General features: G+C 66.2%; 15 protein-coding genes and 1 pseudogene. 4 read left to right on the top strand and 12 right to left on the bottom strand.

What is annotated here, in order from left to right:
- Positions 1–140: 140 nt before the first annotated feature.
- Positions 141–424: pseudogene (locus AC3WLC_RS29055) on the top strand (transposase); the annotation flags it as partial.
- Positions 425–502: 78 nt separating this feature from the next.
- Here the strand turns inward: AC3WLC_RS29055 and AC3WLC_RS29050 are convergent.
- The 4 genes from AC3WLC_RS29050 to AC3WLC_RS29035 are packed head-to-tail and all read right to left on the bottom strand — an operon-like array spanning position 503 to position 4,427.
- Positions 503–1,897, bottom strand: a complete 1,395-nt coding sequence (locus AC3WLC_RS29050) for an AtzE family amidohydrolase (protein WP_493687372.1) — start codon at positions 1,895–1,897, stop codon at positions 503–505.
- Positions 1,894–2,118, bottom strand: coding sequence for a DUF4089 domain-containing protein (locus AC3WLC_RS29045; RefSeq protein WP_493687371.1), 225 nt, complete (start codon positions 2,116–2,118; stop codon positions 1,894–1,896). The genes AC3WLC_RS29050 and AC3WLC_RS29045 overlap by 4 nt, the downstream gene beginning before the upstream one ends.
- Entirely contained in the window at positions 2,115–3,725 is a 1,611-nt protein-coding gene (locus AC3WLC_RS29040; protein WP_493687370.1) for a regulator, read from the bottom strand. Before AC3WLC_RS29040 ends, AC3WLC_RS29045 begins: the two co-directional genes overlap by 4 nt.
- A 15-nt stretch (positions 3,726–3,740) precedes the next feature.
- On the bottom strand, positions 3,741–4,427 hold the full coding sequence (locus AC3WLC_RS29035; protein ID WP_493687369.1) for a cysteine hydrolase family protein: 687 nt from the start codon (positions 4,425–4,427) through the stop codon (positions 3,741–3,743).
- Positions 4,428–4,709: 282 nt separating this feature from the next.
- Between AC3WLC_RS29035 and atzF the strand changes: the two genes are divergently transcribed.
- Complete coding sequence (gene atzF / locus AC3WLC_RS29030) at positions 4,710–6,506, top strand: allophanate hydrolase (protein ID WP_493687368.1); 1,797 nt, start codon at positions 4,710–4,712, stop codon at positions 6,504–6,506.
- Here atzF and AC3WLC_RS29025 read toward each other — a convergent pair.
- The 6 genes from AC3WLC_RS29025 to AC3WLC_RS29000 all read right to left on the bottom strand — a co-directional run bounded on the left by AC3WLC_RS29025 (position 6,503) and on the right by AC3WLC_RS29000 (position 13,091).
- Positions 6,503–7,195 carry a GntR family transcriptional regulator gene (locus AC3WLC_RS29025; protein WP_493687366.1) on the bottom strand — a complete coding sequence of 231 codons (693 nt, stop codon included), beginning with the start codon at positions 7,193–7,195 and terminating at the stop codon, positions 6,503–6,505. The two genes, atzF and AC3WLC_RS29025, sit on opposite strands and share 4 nt — an antisense overlap.
- A gap of 91 nt (positions 7,196–7,286) precedes the next feature.
- Positions 7,287–7,667, bottom strand: coding sequence for an oxalurate catabolism protein HpxZ (gene hpxZ / locus AC3WLC_RS29020; protein ID WP_493687365.1), 381 nt, complete (start codon positions 7,665–7,667; stop codon positions 7,287–7,289).
- 50 nt (positions 7,668–7,717) lie between these two features.
- On the bottom strand, positions 7,718–9,418 hold the full coding sequence (locus tag AC3WLC_RS29015) for a dipeptide ABC transporter ATP-binding protein (protein ID WP_493687364.1): 1,701 nt from the start codon (positions 9,416–9,418) through the stop codon (positions 7,718–7,720).
- 3 nt (positions 9,419–9,421) lie between these two features.
- The gene (locus AC3WLC_RS29010) at positions 9,422–10,312 is read right to left on the bottom strand and encodes an ABC transporter permease (RefSeq protein ID WP_493687456.1); all 891 of its coding nucleotides are present in this window, start codon (positions 10,310–10,312) and stop codon (positions 9,422–9,424) included.
- A 13-nt stretch (positions 10,313–10,325) separates the two neighbouring features.
- Positions 10,326–11,339 (bottom strand): ABC transporter permease, encoded by a 1,014-nt coding sequence (locus tag AC3WLC_RS29005; protein WP_493687363.1) that lies wholly within the window; start codon positions 11,337–11,339, stop codon positions 10,326–10,328.
- Between the two features lie 147 nt (positions 11,340–11,486).
- Positions 11,487–13,091 (bottom strand): ABC transporter substrate-binding protein, encoded by a 1,605-nt coding sequence (locus AC3WLC_RS29000; RefSeq protein WP_493687455.1) that lies wholly within the window; start codon positions 13,089–13,091, stop codon positions 11,487–11,489.
- 1,023 nt (positions 13,092–14,114) lie between these two features.
- On the opposite strand from AC3WLC_RS29000, the gene AC3WLC_RS28995 reads away from it, so the two are divergent.
- Positions 14,115–14,321 (top strand): hypothetical protein, encoded by a 207-nt coding sequence (locus tag AC3WLC_RS28995; RefSeq protein ID WP_493687362.1) that lies wholly within the window; start codon positions 14,115–14,117, stop codon positions 14,319–14,321.
- 18 nt (positions 14,322–14,339) lie between these two features.
- Here the strand turns inward: AC3WLC_RS28995 and AC3WLC_RS28990 are convergent, their stop codons facing one another.
- Together AC3WLC_RS28990 and AC3WLC_RS28985 are read right to left on the bottom strand one after the other, a co-directional pair.
- Positions 14,340–15,539: a Gfo/Idh/MocA family oxidoreductase gene (locus tag AC3WLC_RS28990; RefSeq protein WP_493687361.1), complete on the bottom strand. Its 1,200-nt coding sequence runs from the start codon at positions 15,537–15,539 to the stop codon at positions 14,340–14,342.
- A 9-nt stretch (positions 15,540–15,548) separates the two neighbouring features.
- Entirely contained in the window at positions 15,549–16,508 is a 960-nt protein-coding gene (locus tag AC3WLC_RS28985; RefSeq protein ID WP_493687360.1) for a PDR/VanB family oxidoreductase, read from the bottom strand.
- 114 nt (positions 16,509–16,622) lie between these two features.
- On the opposite strand from AC3WLC_RS28985, the gene AC3WLC_RS28980 reads away from it, so the two are divergent.
- Positions 16,623–17,957, top strand: a complete 1,335-nt coding sequence (locus tag AC3WLC_RS28980; protein WP_493687359.1) for a Rieske 2Fe-2S domain-containing protein — start codon at positions 16,623–16,625, stop codon at positions 17,955–17,957.
- The last annotated feature ends 4 nt before the right edge of the window (positions 17,958–17,961 follow it).

The raw sequence follows: 17,961 nt of genomic DNA, 5'->3' as shown, positions 1-17,961 counted from the left end.
ATATCGCCGCTTTCGTTTTTTGATCAGCCTTCAGAGATCTTGCCGGTATCGGGATCGAAGCGTTCGGTGGTGGCCTTGACGTTGCCCCTCGGTCCTAATCCGGTTTGAAGTTCTTTCTGGCCCATTTTGAGGACCAGAGCATGAGGCGCAGCCGCTTTTCGGAAGAGCAGATCATTGCGATTTTGAAGGAACAGGAGTCCGGGGTCGCGGTCGCCGATCTGTGTCGCAAGCACGGTGTGAGCGACGCCAGCATCTACAAGTGGAAGGCGAAGTTCGGCGGGATGGAGGTGTCGGAGGCCAGGCGCCTGCGAACGCTCGAGGACGAGAATGCCAAGCTGAAGCGGATGCTGGCCGATGCGATGCTCGACATCGTCGCGCTGAAGGATCTTCTGGGAAAGAAGTGGTGACGCCCACCGCCGCGCGTGAAATCGATGATCGTCGAGCTGGAAAGTGCCCTGAACAGATGCAGCTTCAGGCGCCATTCAACCGTTCGGAGGCATCATCAAATGGCTTTCGGCGGCTCTGCGCTGCAAACTCCCCTCTCTTGCAGGACGAAGGCGGCTTTCAGGCAAATGTCTTCCCGCCAGGGCGGAGCGATCAGCTGGACGCCGATTGGCAGCTTGCCTCCAGTGACCGGCACCGCCGCAACTGGCAGACCGATGCAGGAAATCGGCTGAGTGAATATTCCGAGACTGGGGCGTAACGGCACGATCTCGCCTCTCAACTCCAGCGTCTTCTGTCCGATCGGCTGAGCCGGACAGGGCGTCGCGGGGGCGATGATCAGGTCGACTTCCTCGAACGCCCGCATCATCTGGTCATGAAACCAGCGGCGCGCCCGTTGCGCTTGAATGTACCAGGCCGCGGGCAACATAGCTCCGGCCAGAAAACGGTCACGTGTATCGGGGTCGAAATCATCAGCCCGTTCCCGCAGGCGCCCGAGATGGAGCGTCGAACTCTCGACATTGGTGATCAGGAAGGCGGCTGCCCGCGCGATCGGCGCGCCATCGAGCGCGACGGTCCGCGTCACGGCGAGCGCGCGAGCGACGGCACCGACCGCCGCGGCAGCTTCCGGCATGCCCTCTGTGGCGAAATGTCCGCCCGCCACGGCGATCCGCAGCCCCGTCACGTCCTCGGCCAGCCGCGCCGAGACCGGCTCGGCTGGTCGCCCCGCGCAGGCCGGGTCATCCGCATCGTGCCCTTGCAGCAGATCGTAGGCGAGAGCGAGGTCTGTGACGTCGCGCGCGAAGGGGCCGAGATGGTCGAGCGAGTCGCAGAACGGAAAGCTGCGCGTGCGCGGCAGACGGCCATAGGTCGGTTTCAGGCCGAACACGCCGCACAGCGAGGATGGTACGCGGATCGAGCCATTCGTGTCCGATCCCAGCGAGATCGGCGCCATGCCGGCCGCCGTCGCCGCACCGGAGCCCGAGGACGAGCCCCCCGCCATGCGCGAGAGATCATGCGGGTTGCGGCAAGGCCCGTCATGGACGTTCTCGCCGGTGAAGTCATAGGCGTATTCGCCCATGTTGAGCCCGCCGATCAGCACCGCCCCTGCGGCCGTCAGCCGCTCGATCAGTACGGCGTCGCGGCTGGCGGGTGCCCGTTCGCGGTTGATCTTCGAGCCGGCCCGTGTCGGCAGGCCTGCTATGTCGAACAAGTTCTTGGCGGCGAAGGGCACGCCGGCGAGCGGGCCGAGCGGCTCGCCAGCGGTGCGGGCCCTGTCGAGCGCCGCCGCCTGGGCGAGCGCGCGCGCGGCCGTCAGATCGGTGAAGGCGTTGACCTTTCGGTCGACCCTCTCGATCCGCTCGAGGAAGGCGAGGGTCACGGCCTTGGCGTCAATCGCGCCCGATCTGACTTGCGCGGCGATCCGATGCGCCGGCGCGAAGACGTCGATGCTCACAAAGTCTCCTCCGGCCAAGCCCGCCCAGGCCGGAAGATCGGCGCGAGTTCGAGCGAGTCCTCGGCGATCGGCGCCCTCTCCACGATCTTCGCCATCGCCTCCGCCGCGGCCAGGAAGCAGATCACGCCCTCGCGCTGCTCCGCCGTGATCGCGAGCCCCAGCGAAGGCGCCATCGCATCGAGATGGCCCGCCGCATCGAACTCTCGCTTCGCCTCGCTCATTCCGCCGGCTCCAGGCGAGCATGCGGCTCGCTCGTCATCGTTTTCGACGCCCTTTCCCCAGCGAGCTGACGCGCGCAAAGCCAGAAGAAGCCGGCGACCATGGCATAGGCCAGGCTGATCGAGGGCGTCACGCCAAGCCCCTTGCCGATTCCGATCGCTTCGCCATGCATCAGGCCGAAATAGGTCAGCACTGCGCCAGCGGCGGAGAACGCAGCCGCGTTCAGGAATTGCTTCTCGATCACGAAGACCGCGATCGCGCCCAGCACGAGGCCGGAGAGGATGGCGCCACCGCCCATCAATTCCAGCCCGTGATAGAGCACGCCCATATTGGCCATCTTGTCGATACCCACAGTGGCCGCATTGGTGCCGGCCGCGCCGAGCGCGCCGTCGATCTGTACCTTGGCCCAGGCGGCGAGATGCGGCGTCAGCGCCAGCACGATGGCGGGGGCGTGGCTGGCGGGTGTGGTCTGGAAGGCCTGCGCGCCGATCAGCATGCCGATATAGAGCAGGATCGGCGAGATCGCGACGATCGGCACCAGAGCGAGCAAAAGCGCGACGACGCCGAACCAGCACAGCGCGGCGACGATCACGCCGGTCGCGGCCGAATAGCCGATGCGCCCGCCCATCGCCTTCCAGCCGGGATGGCCGATATAGACCGCGTTGATGAAGGGGTTGCCCATCAGGCAGCCGACCAGCGAGACGACGCCGTCGGCGGTCAGAACGCGCGTCGTCGGATAGTGGTCGCCCGCGGCTTCCGCGCTCTCGACATTGTCCATCGCCTCGACGAGGTCGTAGATGCCAAAGGGGATGGCCGTCACCAGGATGATGCCGAGATAGGTGAAGCCGGAGAAGACATGGTCGAAGGCCGGCAGCGGCAACGCGAAGCCGAAATTGGCGAAGGCCGCTCCTAGCTTGGCGAGACTCATGCCGCCGACGTCGAGCCCGAGCAGCGCAGCGCCCCAGGCGATGGCCATGCCGAAGGCGATGGCGACGAGCCCGGCCGGTACGCCGCGCGGATAGCGCACGCCACCGAACCAGCTCACCAGGATGATGGCGAGGCAGGTCAGCCCGATCGCCGGCGTCAGGAAGATCTCCAGCGCCGGCCGCATCGAGATGAAGGCGATCGAGACGCCGGCGAGCGTGCCTAGCAGGGCGGCGCGGGGCGTGATCCTGCGGACGAGCGGCGCGATGAAGCCGCCGATCATCAGGATGAAGCTCTGGAAGAAGACCCAGACCAAGCCAGCCTCCCAGCCCTTGACCGGATCGCCGGTCATGCTCGCGATTGGCAGCATGATCACGAAGGTGACGACGAACATGTGCGGCACGCTGATACCCGAAGGCAGCGCGCAGACATCGTCGCGGCCGGTCTCCTTCGCCAGCTTCCAGGCGAGCCAGGCGTAGTAGCCAGTCGAGAGCAGCATCATCAGCCCGAGCGCCGGTAGGATGCGCCCGAAGACGATCTGGCTCGGCATCTTCAGCACGAATTGCAGCAGGCCGGTCAACACCAGCAGGTTGACGAGGATATTTGTGCCGAAGCCGAACAGGGCGTTCCAGTCGCCCGGCGCCCAGAGCTTCGGTGAGACTGTTGTCGCGGTAGTCGTCGCCATCTCCCCCTCCTTGCGTCAGGCCGCCTGGTCCTGCGCGGCGAGCGCCGCCAGCACCGTGTCCGTCGTCGAAACCCAGCCGAAGATCCCGCCCTGGGCCGCGATCATGCGCAGCCCGACCTCGTGGAATTCGGGGAAATAGGAGGCGCAGGCATCCGCCAGCACCAGGCAGCGATAGCCGCGGTCATTGGCCTCGCGCACGGTGGTGTGGACACAGACCTCGGTGGTGACCCCGCAGACCAGCAAGGTCTCGATGCCGCGGTTGCGCAGCATCAGGTCGAGATCGGTCTGGTAGAAGGCGCCCTTGCCGGGCTTGTCGATCACCGGTTCGTCGGCGAGTGGCGCCAGCGCCGGGACGATGTCGTGGCCGGCCTCGCCGCGGACCAGGATGCGGCCCATCGGGCCCGGTGCGCCAATGCGCTTTTCGGGCGCGCCGCGCTCGACCTTGGCGCGCGGCGCGTCCGACAAATCGGGCCGGTGGCCTTCGCGGGTGTGGATGACGAGCATGCCGGCGGCGCGCGCGCCAGCGAGCATACGCCGGCAGGGCTCGACCGCCGCCATCAGTAAAGAGACGTCGTTGCCGAGCGCCGCGCCGAAGCCCCCGGGCTCGAGGAAGTCGCGCTGCATGTCGATGATCACGAGCGCGGCGCGTGCCAGGTCGATGCTGAGCGGGAATGGCTTCGCGGCGATCTCGGAGCGGCTCATGGCTGCCTCCGTCAGGGCTGACGGAACAGGCTTTGCAAGGGCTGTGCCTGCCGGCATTCCTGTCGGGCTGGACAGCACAAGGATCCGGAAGGACCGGCAATGGCTTTGAAATCGTCGACGAAACCGACCGGATTCGACGCCGCGTCCTCGCGTGGAAGACCGCGCCGGACCATGCGGCACGCGCCTCGCCAAGCTTCGAGCTGGCAAGGTGCATAATCTTTGCATGCAATGACTAAGAAACTGCCTGTTTAATAGGCTGACCTAAGAAACGGATATGACCTCGTGCCGACGCTGACCAGCATCCTCGCCAGCCATCACGACGGCAGCCGCAGGCTCGCCGAGACGATCGCCGCAAGCTATGCCCGCCTGCGCGCCCATGGCGACGAGGCGCTGTTCATCAGTCTGAAGCCCGAGGCGGAGGCGCTGGCAGAGGCGGAGCGCCTGCAGGCGGAAGGTCCGCAAGGCCGTGCACTCTGGGGCGTGCCGGTCGCTGTGAAGGACAATATCGATGTCGCCGGCCTGCCGACGACCGCCGCCTGCCCGGCCTATGCCTATACCCCAAGCCGGGACGCCAGCGCCGTTGCACGTCTGAGGGCGGCCGGCGCGATCATCATAGGCAAGACCAATCTCGACCAGTTCGCGACCGGCCTCAACGGCACCCGCTCGCCGTACGGGACACCGCGTAACGCTTTGCGTGCCGATCTCGTTCCCGGCGGCTCGAGCTCAGGGTCGGCCAGCGCCGTCGCCGCTGGCATTGTCCCGGTCGCGCTCGGCACTGATACCGCAGGCTCGGGCCGCATCCCGGCCGGCCTACAGAATCTCGTCGGCCTCAAGCCCAGCCTCGGCCTCGTCCCGACAGCCGGCGCCGTGCCGGCCTGCCGCACGCTGGATTGCGTTTCCGTCTTCGCACTGACGGTCGAGGACGCTTGGCTCGTCCTGCAGGCTCTGGCCGGCCCGGATGCGAACGACCCGTTCTCCCGGCCCGTCCCATTCGGACGGCTCGGCGCCTACCCGCCGCGGCAGCGGCTCGGCGTGCCGCGCGAGCAGGATCTCGACTTCGCCGGGGATGAAGGGGCGCGTGCAAGCTTCGAGCAGGCGCGCGGGCGGGCACAGAGCCTCGGCGCCGAGATCGTGCCGATCGACATGACGCCGTTCTACCAGACGGCGAAGCTCCTCTATGATGGGCCTTGGGTCGCCGAGCGCTGGCTCGCCATCCGCGATCTCCATGAACGCGCGCCCGATGCGATCCTGCCGGTGATCCGCGCGGTCATCGCCGGCAAGCCCTTGCCCGATGCGGCCGCCACCTTCGCCGCCCGCTATCGCCTGGCCGAGCTCGCGCTCAGCGCGCGCGCCGCGCTGGAGGGGCTCGACGCGTTGATGGTCCCGACGGCGCCGCGACCGGTAACGCTTGCGGAAATGGCCGCCGACCCGATCGGCGCCAACTCGATGCTCGGCCGCTACACCAATTTCGTGAACCTGCTCGATCTCTGCGCACTCGCCGTGCCCGCCAGCCTCGCCGCCGACGGGACGGCGAGCGGGGTCACCTTCATCGCACCGAGCGGGCACGACGCCGCCTTGGCCGGGATTGGCCGCGCGTTCCACGCTGCGTCCGGGCTGCCGCTTGGCGCGATCGGCGCACCGTATCCTGCTCCTGCGGCCATTCCGGCTGCCGGTCCCGGCATGATCGAGATCGGCGTCGTCGGCGCCCATCTCGCCGGCATGCCGCTCAACGGCGAATTGACAGCGCTCGGCGGCAGCTTCCTGCGCGCCACGACGACCACCGCGGATTATCGCCTCTTCGCCCTGCCGGGCGGACCGCCAGCGCGGCCCGGCCTGCTGCGGGTAAGCCCCGAAGAAGGCGCGCCGATCGCGCTCGAAGTCTGGTCGCTGCCGGTCGCCGGCTTCGGCAGCTTCGTCGCCGGCATCCCCGCCCCGCTCGGCATCGGCACGGTTGCGCTCGCCGACGGCACGCGGGTCAAGGGCTTCCTTTGCGAGGCGATCGCCACGAATGGAGCCCGCGATGTCAGCGATTTCGGCGGCTGGCGCGCTTTCGTCACGGCACAGGCGAACGCGGCCTAGTTGCTCGCGGCTTCCACATAGCTGCGGAACGCATCGCGCACGATGCCGATATGGGCCCGCATCGCTGCCGATGCACCTGACTGATCGCCGCGCAGGATTGCCTGCACGATCAGGTCATGCTCGGCATAGGAGCCGCCCAGACGGCCCGTGGCGCGGAATTGGGCGCGGCGGAAGGGCGAGACTCGAGCCCGTGTCATCAGGGCCAACTCCGCCAGATAGCTATTGTGCGACCCAGCGTAGATTGCCGTGTGGAAGGCCTCGTTCTTCGCGTGGTAATCCGCCGGATCGCCTTTCTGGACGAGCAGGCGCAACGCCTCGTGCAGCGTCTCGAGGCCACGGCGCTCGCCAACCGTCATGTTGCGAGCGGCGAGGCCGGCGCAGAGTGCCTCGAGCTCAGCCATCGCCTCGAACATGTCGTTGAGCTCGCGCGGCGTCGGCAGAGCGACGACGGCGCCGCGATGCGGCCGGACCCGAACCAGGCCCGAGCTGGAAAGCTGGCGGATCGCTTCCCGGACCGGTGTGCGCGAGACGGCGAACCGGGCGGCGAGTTCCTGCTCGTCCAGCGGCGTACCGGGCTCAAGCATGCCCGAGACGATCTCGTCGGCGAGCGTGGCTCGCAGCGTCTCCGTCCTGGTGCGCGGCTGCGCCGCCTGCTTCGGCTTGTCGGAAAGGACGGCTTGGCGCGGCATCGATTGCGTCCGGAGCGGCAGATTCGCCTTGCGATTCTTAGCAGGCGTGAGCCGCAGCGTCATGGCGCGGCGCTGTGCCGGCAGGTCGGGCTCACTCCGCGATCACGCTGACATGGGCTGCGACAACCCGCCAGCCTTCGGGAAACTTCACCCAGGTCTGGCTCTGGCGGCCGACCTTTCCGACCATCGAGTCGCGGCGGAACAGGGTGTTGGCGGTGGCCATCGACTCGCCATAGCTGGTGATGACGGTGCGCTCCAATGTGCGTTCGAGACCGGCCGGCGAGCGCGCCGAGCGGAAGGCGGCGATCTCGGCATGGCCGTAGAGGTTCTCGGCGACGCCATAGCGCAGCGTGGCCGGGCTATCCTTGAACAGCCGGTCGAGCGTCGCGACATCGTTGCTCGTCAGCGCGCGCTCGTACTCGGCGAAAGCCGCCTCGGCTTCGGCCAGCACGGCCGGGTCGTTGATCTTCATCGGCGTTTCCTCATCCCGTCATCGCCTTCTTGCGCAACCCATCTTCCCGCTCACAGCGGCGGATGCGGGATCGCGGTCAGCAATTCCTTGGTATAGTCTGCCTGCGGCGTGCCCAATACCGCCTCGGCCGTACCTTCCTCGACGATCTTGCCGCTGCGCATCACGATCACCCTGTCGCAGAGCAGGCGCACGACGTTGAGATCGTGCGAGACGAAGATGTAGCTCATGGCGAGGCGCTGCTTCAGATCCTCGAGCAGGTTCAGCACCACCGCCTGCACAGATACGTCGAGCGCCGCCGTTGGCTCGTCGAGGATGACGAGGTCGGGGTCGAGGGCGATGGCGCGGGCGATGCCGACGCGGGCCTTCTGCCCGCCAGAGAGCTGGTGCGGGAAGCGGTCGATCAGCTCGACCGGCAGGCCAACCAGCCCGGCCAGTTCCTCGCAGCGAACCCGCAATGCGTCCCGGCCGCGGATTGTGCCCATGCGCAGGATCGGATCGAGGATGGCGCGCTCGGCGGTGAAGCGCGGGTTCAGGCTGTCGGTCGGGTCCTGGAACACCATCTGAATGCGCCGGCGCAGCGGGGTCAGCGCGAACTGCCTGGCCGGGATCGACCCGATGTCCTGTCCGTCGAAGACTATGCGACCAGAGGTCGGATCGAGCAGCCGGTTGACCATCATCGACGTCGTCGACTTGCCGCAGCCGGATTCGCCGACGAGGCCGAGCGTCTCCCCGCGCCTGACCGTGAAACCAATGCCGTCGACGGCGCGGAAGGCGGGCTTTTCCGGCTCGGACTTGCCGGTCAGCTTTCCAAGGAAGGAGCCCGCTGCCGGGCGCGGATATTCCTTGACCAGATTCTCGACGACGAGCAGCGGCGGCGCAGCATCGTCAGCGGGCGCGTGGCCCCGGGAAGATGCTGGCGACCGCGCCGTAGCCTCCGGCAACAAGTCGCGCAGGGTCATTCCGACCCGCGGCGTCGCCTGCATCAGGCGGCGCGTATAGGGGTGCTGCGGATTGCGGAAGATCTCGGCGGCGGCGGCGGTCTCGACGACGCGGCCTTTCTCCATCACCACCACCTTGTCGGAATAGGCGGCTGCGAGGCCGAGATCGTGGGTGATCAGGATCGTCGACATGCCGCGCTCGCGGGTGAGCTCGACGATGAGATCCATCACAGCCTTCTGCGTGGTGACGTCGAGGCCGGTCGTCGGTTCATCCGCGATCAACAACTGCGGCTGGCAGGCGAGAGCGAGCGCGATCACGATGCGCTGGCACATGCCGCCCGAGAGCTCGAAGGGGTAGGCGTCGTAGCGTTCTTCAGGCCGCGCGATCCGCACTTTCTCCAGCGCTTCGATCGCCTTCTTCCGCGCCGTCGCCCGTGTCGCCTGGACATGCTGGAGCAGCACGTCTTCGATTTGCTTGCCGACCTTGCGGATCGGGTTCAGCGCGGCGCGCGGGTTCTGGAAGATCATCGAGATCTCGCGGCCGCGCAGGTCGCGCATCTGCGCTTCGCTTGCGCCGACGAGATCGATGCCCGAGAAGCCGATCGAGCCTTCGGCGACGCGGCCGGCACGGTCGAGGATGCGCACCACCGCATAGGAGGTGACGGATTTGCCTGAGCCGGACTCGCCGACGATAGCGACGGTCTCGCCCTTGCCGACGCTGATGTCGATCGACTTCACCGCCTGGACCTTGCCGCGGCGGGTCGCGAACTCGACCGTGAGGTTCTTGACGTCGAGGAGCGGGGTGGCGGTCATCGCTCAGCTCCTCCGCTGCGGGTCGACAAGGTCGCGCACGCCGTCACCGAGCAGGTTGAAACAGAACACCGCTGTCATCAGCGCGAGCCCGGGGAAGAAGGCGATCCACCACTCGCCCGAGACAATGAAGCTCGCGCCTTCCGCCACCATGATCCCCCATTCTGGCATCGGCGGGCGCACGCCGAGGCCGATGAAGGACAGGCCCGCGGCGTTGAGGATGGCATAGCCCATGGTCAGCGACATCTGCACCGCCATGATCGGCATGATGTTCGGCACGATCTGGGTCAGCAGCAATCGCCATTCCGAATTGCCGGAGAGCCGCGCCGCCTGGACGAAGCCGGCTCCGCGCCGGACATTGGCTTCGGCTCGGGCGACGCGGGCGTAGAGCGGGAAGTTGATGATCGCCGTGGCGATCACGATGTTGGTCACCGAATTGCCGAGCGCCGCGACGATGCCCATGGCGAGCACGAAGAGCGGGAAGGCCATGATCGTATCGGCGATGCGCCCGACGATCGTGTCGACCCAACCGCCGAAGAAGCCGGCGGCGACGCCGGCGAGCCCGCCCAGCAGGAAGACGAGCGCGACCGAGGCGACGGCAATGGTGAAGTCGAGCCGCGTCGCGGCGACGACCCGGCTGAAGATGTCGCGGCCGAGCTGGTCGGTGCCGAACCAATGGGCAGCGCTCGGCGCCTGCAGCGCCGAGTTGGTGTTCGACGCCAGCGGGTCATAAGGCACGATAGACGGCCCGAAGATCGCGGCGAACAGGATCAGCGCGAACAGGCCGAAGGCTAGCCCCGTGACCGGGTTCTCCGAGACGACGTGCCTGGCATGCGCCAGCAGCGAGGTCGAGGGCGGGGCCTCGAAGCGCAGCGGCGGCGGCTCGACCTTGCTCATGTCGTTCATCGGCTCAGCCTTCCAGCCGCACGCGCGGATCGATCACGCCGTAGAGGATGTCGATCGCGAGGTTCAGGGCGACGTAGAGGATCGCCATGGTAAGGACGAAGCCCTGGATCGGCGCATAGTCCGAGGCGATCAGCGCCTCGACCGCATAGGAGCCGACGCCCGGCCAGGCGAAGACCTTTTCGACGAGGACATTGGCGCCGAGCAGGAAGGAGAAGACCATGCCGAGCGTGGTGACGACCGGCAGCATGGCGTTGCGGAAGGCATAGGTGCCGATCACCGTCCGCGAGGACAGGCCGCTTGCGCGCGCGGTGCGGACGAAATCGGCGCCGAGCACGGCGAGCATCGAAGCGCGCGTCATCCGCGTGATCGGCGCCAGCGAGAAGATCGCCAGCGTCAGTGCCGGCAGTGCGATCTGGGAGAGCGCGGCGCGGAAGGTCTCAGGATCGCGCGCGACCACGCTGTCGATCAGCAGGAAGCCGGTGACACGTGGCGGCTCGGAGGCGAAGGCATCGAGCCGGCCAAGCGGCGCCGGCGCCCAGCCGAGGATGAAGTAGAACACATAGACCAGCAGCAGGCCGGTAAAGAAGACCGGCAGGGAGACCCCTGCCGTCGCGATGATGCGGCAGAGATGGTCGATCCAGGAGCCCTGCCTGACCGCCGCGAGCACGCCGAGCGGCAATGCGATCGCCATCGAGATCAGCAGGCCGAACAGCGTCAGCTCGGCCGAGGCCGGCAGGCGCTGGGCGAGATCGGCCGTCACCGGCTGGCCGGTGGTCAGCGACTGGCCGAGGTCGCCCTTCACCAGAGCCCCGACATAGGCGACGAATTGCACCGGAAGCGGTTGGTCGAGCCCGAGCTTGCTGCGGATCTCGGCGATCGCCTGCGGCGTCGCCGCTGGCCCGGCGAAATAGGCGGCCGTGTCGCCGGGCAACACGCGCGTCAGCAGGAAGGTGACGATGATGACGCCGAGGATCGACGGGATCGTCGTCCTCAGCCGCGCGATGATCATGCGCAGCATGATGGAGCCCCTTGAATGGAATCTCGCGCTGGAACCGCGCCGTCATTGCGAGCGAAGCGAAGCAATCGAGAGGTCTCGCGTCGCCGCTCCTGGATTGCTTCGTCGGCTTTGCCTCCTCGCAATGACGGGAGAGGCGCCGCCACCGGGTCACGCCTTGGTCAGGTAGCGGAAGTCCGGCTCGCGGCAGGGCTGGAACTGGTAGCCGCCGATCGACTTCTGCAACGCGACGTCATGGGTCGGCTGGTTGATCGGCACCATCGGTACTTCCGCGTTCACCAGCTTGATGAAGTCGGTGACATTGGTGTCGTAGGCGGCCTTGTCGGGCGCGAAGCGGGCGGCGTCGACGAGCTTGTCCAGTGCCGGGTTCTGGTAGGCGGCGATGTTGAAGATCGAATTGTTGCCGTGCATCGTCCAGAACAGGTAGTAATCGGGATAGTCGAGCCAGCCCGCGAAGCGGTTCAGCACCATCGGGTTGGTCTTCTTGGCGATCTCGGTGCGGAAATTCGCGCCGGGCACCTTGTTGATCTCGACGGTGATGCCGATCGACGCCAGTGCCTCCTTGATCAGAACGGCCATCGGCTCGGCGACAGTGGCGTTGCCGGCGTCGAAATACAGCGTTGTCGAGAAGGGGCCGCCGGCAGCATCGACCAGTGCCTTGGCCTTGGCCACGTCGGTCTTGTAGGGGAAGGGCTGCGGCCAGGCGACTTTCGGCGTCGTGCCGCCCGACATGTCGACGCCGCGCCCGAACAGCGAGGCCTGCAGGATCTTCTCATAGGGCATCACCCAGGCGACCGCCTGGCGCAGCCGCACATCCTTGAACGGGCCGACCTGCGTGTTGAGATAGCAGCCCCAAACGCCGTTCGGGATCGGCACGCCGACGACATTGACCTTGCCGGCGTCGAGCAGGTCCTTGAAATCCTTAGGCGGCAGGCCGTAGGAGACATCGGCGTCGCCGCGCTCCATTAGCGCCCGGCGCGTCGCGGGCGAGGCGATGTCGCGCGCGATGATGCGGCGCAGTTGCGGCAACTTACCGCAGGCCCAGGCATCGTTGCGGGCATAGATCGTCTCGACGCCCGGCTTCCAGCTCTCGACTTTGTAGGCACCCGAGCCGGCTATGTTGTTCTTCAGATATTCCTTGGCGTGCGGGTCCCCGCCGCTGTTCTGGATGGCGAGCTCGGAGTCGAACACGAAGGGGATCGTCACGGCCAGGTTTGGCAGCGTCATCTTGTCCTTGCGGATGAAATCGACGCGGAAGGTCTTGTCGTCGACGACGACGAACTGCTCGGGCTTCTCCAGTGAGCCGGCATTCATCTGGGTCGTCGCGAAGCCGCCGATCATGCAGGCCCGGTCGAGCGACCATTTCACGTCCTTCGCCGTCACCGGGCGTCCGGAATGGAATTTCGCGTCGCGCAGCTTGAAGGTGCAGCTCATGCCGTCGGAGGCGAGCTGCCAGCTCTCCGCCAGCTCGCCTTCGAGCTCACCCATCGCGACCTGATGGCCGCCGCCGCCGGGGATGGGTACGGGCTTGAAACGCAGCAGGCGATCGTAGCAGTTCAGCGCAACGCCGTTCACCGGCTGGGACGAGCCGATACCCTGCATGTCCAGGCTGTTGGGTCCATATTCCTGTACGAGCAGCAAAGTCTCGCTGCGGCTCGGCGCCTGCGCACTCGCGCCCTGCCTCATGATAAAGGGAGCCGCCAAGCCTCCAGCGATAGCCGCGCGACGCGTGATAGCCATTGTGCTCTCCTGGATTGCCGGAACCCTTCGAGGCCTCCGAACGCCTGATCTCAGGACGGGACAATGCAGTTACCGTGCCGGGTCAAAGCCGCGTGGTGACGAGCGCCTACTCTCCCTCAAACAGCTTGCTGCGTCGGCATTTGCATACAATTGGAAAATTATTGCTTATTTTAAGTGCATTTCCTTGCAAGGCCTCTGCATGCGGCAGCTTGGTGCGCGATAGTGCAAGTGAAATTGTGAATCGGCTCGCATCGCCTGACCGCGCTTCGGCTCCTTCCTAAAAGCCGACGTCCGGCTCGCGTTGTCCCGCTCGTCGCAATTGAGGATTTCAACAAGGCCTATCGCACGCTCGCCGAGATTTCTCGATCCAGATCCATAGCATATTCGAGCGTTAAAAGTGCCCTCGCCAGGAATGATGTAAAGCCCGAATTCTCCAAGGACAGGTTTCAGGTTAAATTCCATCGACGGTCAGAAATCGCACAGATCGAGTTCCAATAGCTCCAAAAATCGAATGAATCTTTGTGGCCCGCCGGCTCAAACTGCCGGGCTTTTCTTTGCCTGTAGCTCAGCTACGGCGAGTTCGCTAAGTGACAGTTTCACCGCACCGTAGTGACATGATCAAAAGCACAGACTTCTACAACTCATTGAAATTGCTTGCGCCTAGGCGACAGACCCATTGCACCTTGAGACAACATCCTTGTCAGTGGCTTAGTTTAGCGCTCGTTGGTGGTACACAAACCCGCCGCGGGCGAGACGAAAGTCCCGATGGAATCGGGGGTTCTGGTAAGTGCGAATAGTGTTCAATCCTCTCGCAGCACCAGCCAATTTCCTCGATATTGCCAACGGCCTCGACACCGCGAGACTTCTGCTCTTTCCGACACCACAAACGTCGCGAGGAATCGCCTGGAGCCCGCCGCGCTCTCTCGGGCCGGCCATAAAATGCCTGGCAGATGAAGCCTTTTTGTCTTGGACCCGATCCGTGTTGCACGCTCTAGTCCTACGAGGGACGCGCCTGCCAGAACCACCGGAGAACTCGCGATGCCGCTCATTCGCATCGAACCTGTCGAGGATGAGGTTACTGGCCGCTTCGCGATCGAGATCTATTACCCGGCCGATGCAGAGCGCCCGCTGGTCACCACTGCTCCCCGCTACAAGAGCGCCGCCGCCGCCGAGCAGGACACGATCGCGATCCTCGCGTCGAACGCCAACAATCCCGCTCCGGAGGAGCCGGCCGACCGGCGCTAGCTGAGCCATCACGCCGGCTCAGCCCGGCGCGACCTGGTGCTGGAGCACGATCTCGCGGCCGGTTCGCGCCGATTCCAGGATCGCGAGACAGGTTTCGAGGGTCGCCATGCCCCATGCGCCGGAGTGCAGGGGTGCAATGCCGGCCCGGATGGCAGCATGGAGCTCGTCGACGACCTCGGCACGCGGAACGGTCGGCGCCGGCAGCACCTCCAGCCAGCGGCGGTCGTCGGCATAGACCATCACCCCTTCCGCCAATGGACGAAGGTCGGCCTGCTCGCAGCAGACTGTGATCGGGCCGAAATGATTGTGCCCGAGAGTGGCCGACAGCGGCGCCACGGAGCTCTTGGCCACGCCATAGGTACGAGTGTTCTTGAGCGCGGCCTCCTCCTCCGGCGTCGAGACCCCGATCAATCCGCGACGCGCCGTGCCATAACTCTCGGGATCGCGCCGCTGGCCCATCTCGCCGACCCAGCCGAGTTGCTCGTCGCTGTCATAGCGACCATAGCCGCTATAGGTCAGCGTCGCGCTGGCTCCGTCCGCGAAAACCAGGAGCGCCTGATAGGCGCCTTCCGTCGGGCGCGCCGGATCGAACCGGCCGGTGGTGGCCCGCACGGTCGAGACCAGCCCGCCACCGAGCAGCCGCGCGATATCGACCTGATGGGCACCCTGGCTGAACACGACGCCGCCACCCTGCGCGGTGTCGAGCTCTTCCGGCCGGCGCGGCCGGTAGAGGAAATCGGTGTGGTTCGAGGCCGTGATCATCCGGGCCCGGCCGAACCGCCCTGAACGGATCAGCTCCGACGCCTTGAGATACGGCGCGTCGTAGGAATGACTGTGCCCGACGAGGAGGTGCACTCCGGCGGCATCGGCCGCTTCGATCATCGCCCGGCAGTCGGCGATGGTCAGCGCCATCGGCTTCTCGACGAGGACGTGCTTGCCATGGGCCGCCGCGAGGCGGACATGGGCGACGTGGAACTGATGCGGCGAAGCGATGTAGAGTGCCTCGACCCCGTCGTCGGCGCAGAGTTCCTCGACATTGTCATAGCTGCGCGCCGGTGCATCCGCCCGGGAGAAGTCGCGCTCGAACTGCCGGCGCGCCTCCTCGCGCGGGTCGGCGGCGGCGACGAGCCGCACGAGGGGGTGATGCGCCAGGGTTGGCAGCATCAGCATGAAGGCGCGTCCCAATCCGACGACACCCAGACGTAGCGGTTCAGTCATCACGGCCCCCTAGAGATCGAGCACGAGTTCGGCGGACCTCGCCCGCGACACGCAGATCATGATGTTGCGGGCGCGCTCATGCTCGGCCAGCGCCAGATCGCGATGGTCAGGCTCTCCCGAGACGAGCCGCGTCCGGCACGTGCCGCAGGTGCCGCTTTCGCAGGATGAGGGCAGCACCTTGCCGGCCTCCCGCAGCCGCTCCAGGATCGACTTGTCGGCCGGCACGTCGAAGCGCTCGCCGCTTTTCGCCAGCACGACCGTGAACGGCGCATTGTCTTCCGGCCGAGCCCTGGCCGCACCGAAATCCTCGAAATGCACGGCGGCCGAGGACCAGTGCCCGGTCATGTCGCGCACCGCTTCCATCAATCCGCGCGGCCCGCAGCAATAGAGATGGGCCCCCTTCGGCTCCTCCAGGATCGGCCAGAGATCATAGGCCTTGTCCGGGTCGCCGCCATCATGGTGGATCACCACTCTGCCGCGGAACTCCGGCGTCAGGAACTCGTCCCGGAAAGCCATCATCTCCGGGCTGCGCGTGAAGTAGTAGAGCCTGAACGGCTTCGCCTGCGTCGCCAGCAGATGCCTGATCATGGCGCGGATCGGCGTGATGCCGATGCCGCCGGCGATGAAGATGTAGCTGGACGGACCGGGCTTCAGCGCGAAGTCGTTGCGGGGCGCCGTGATTGCGATCTCGTCGCCGACATGCGTTCTGTCGACCAGGCTGATCGAGCCGCCGCGCCCGCCGAGCTCCCTCTTGACGGCTATGAGGTAGTGATCGGACTCGCCGGGGTCGTTGCAGAGCGAGTATTTCCGCATCTCGCCAGTGGGGATCCTGACGCCGAGATGGGCGCCGGGCGTGAACGGCGCCAGCGCCTCCCCGTCGGCCGGGCGCAGCTCGAACAGGCAGATGTCCTCCGCGACCATCTGCTTGTCCGCGATCGTGACCCTGATGGTCGCCGCTTCCTCGGTCATGTTCCCCTCCGCGAGCCGCTCTCGACAAGCGTTTCGAACCGGACTAGTCATACGCTTAGATATCTAAGTAATTTGCCGTTGGCTAGTCCGTGCCGCAGCTTGGGAGGGGTCCGCATGCTCACCCGTGAAGAGAACGAATTGCTCTGCCGCGTCGAAGGCGACACCCCGATGGGCGGGCTGATGCGGCGACACTGGATACCGGCGCTGCTCTCGGAGCAGTTGGTCGAGAGCGATGGTGCGCCGGTTCGCGTCCGGCTCTTCGGCGAGGATCTCGTCGCCTTCCGCGACACCGACGGGCGTATCGGCGTGCTCGGCGAGTTCTGCCCGCACCGCAAGGCCTCGCTGTTCTTCGGGCGCAACGAAGAATGCGGTTTGCGCTGCCTCTACCACGGCTGGAAGTTCGACGTGGACGGCAAGGTGCTGGAGATGGTCTCAGAGCCGGCTGAAAGCGGCTTCGCCGAGAAGGTCCAGCACAAGGCCTATCCGACTGAAGAAGCCGGCGGCTTCATCTGGGTCTATATGGGGCCGAAGGAGCTGATGCCGGAGTTCGAGCCACCGGCCTGGGCCCCGACGCCTGAGGCCAAGGTCTCGATCGTGAAGATCGACCTGCCGTGCAACTGGGCGCAGATCATGGAAGGGCAGATCGATTCCGCCCATTCCTCCAGCCTGCATTCATCCGACATGAAGCCCGCCCGCGTGACCACGGCGGGCACGACCGCGACGCACTGGACACGGCCATCGACCGACAAGAACCCGCGCATCCAGGTCCAGCTCACCAATTACGGCTTCCGCTACGCCGCGATCCGGCGGCCGATCGTCAACGCGCAGACGCATGACTACATCCGGCTGACGGTCTTCGTCGCGCCCTTCGCGGCGCTGATCCCGCCCAACGCCTCCTATAACGTCGCCACGGTGATCGTGCCCAAGGACGATGTATCCAGCTATTTCCACTTCATCGCCTGGGGCAATGACGACTGCATCGACCAGGAGAGCTGGCGCAAGTTCTGCGTCGCACAGGTCGGCATCGACCTCGACAAGACCTACAAGCCGATGCTGCGCAACAAGGCGAACAATTATCTGCAGGACCGCAAGGCGATGAAGCTTGGGGACTTCACCGGCGTGCCGGGGATCCCGAACCAGGACATCATGATGTGGGAATCGATGGGGCCGATCGCCGACCGCACCAGCGAGCGCCTGGGCGCCAGCGACATCGCCATCGTCCAGTTCCGCCGCGTGATGATCGATGCCGCGCGCAAGCACGCCGCCGGCAGCGGGGCCATCGGCCTGATCGGGCCGCATATCCCGCAGGCCAAGCTGCGCTCCTATCAGGGCATCGTTCCCAAGAGCGAGGACTGGCGCAAGCTCGGCGCCTCGAGCGAGGAGGTCGCGGTGCTCGACGGGATGGAGCAGGACGAGACCGAAGCCGAGATGGCCGCTGCGCGGGGCTGACCGG

The organism is Allobosea sp. GW821-FHT03A12, assembly GCF_058986765.1.
Note: the sequence above shows the minus strand (reverse complement) of the source record. Positions and strands in the feature narration are given on the sequence as shown.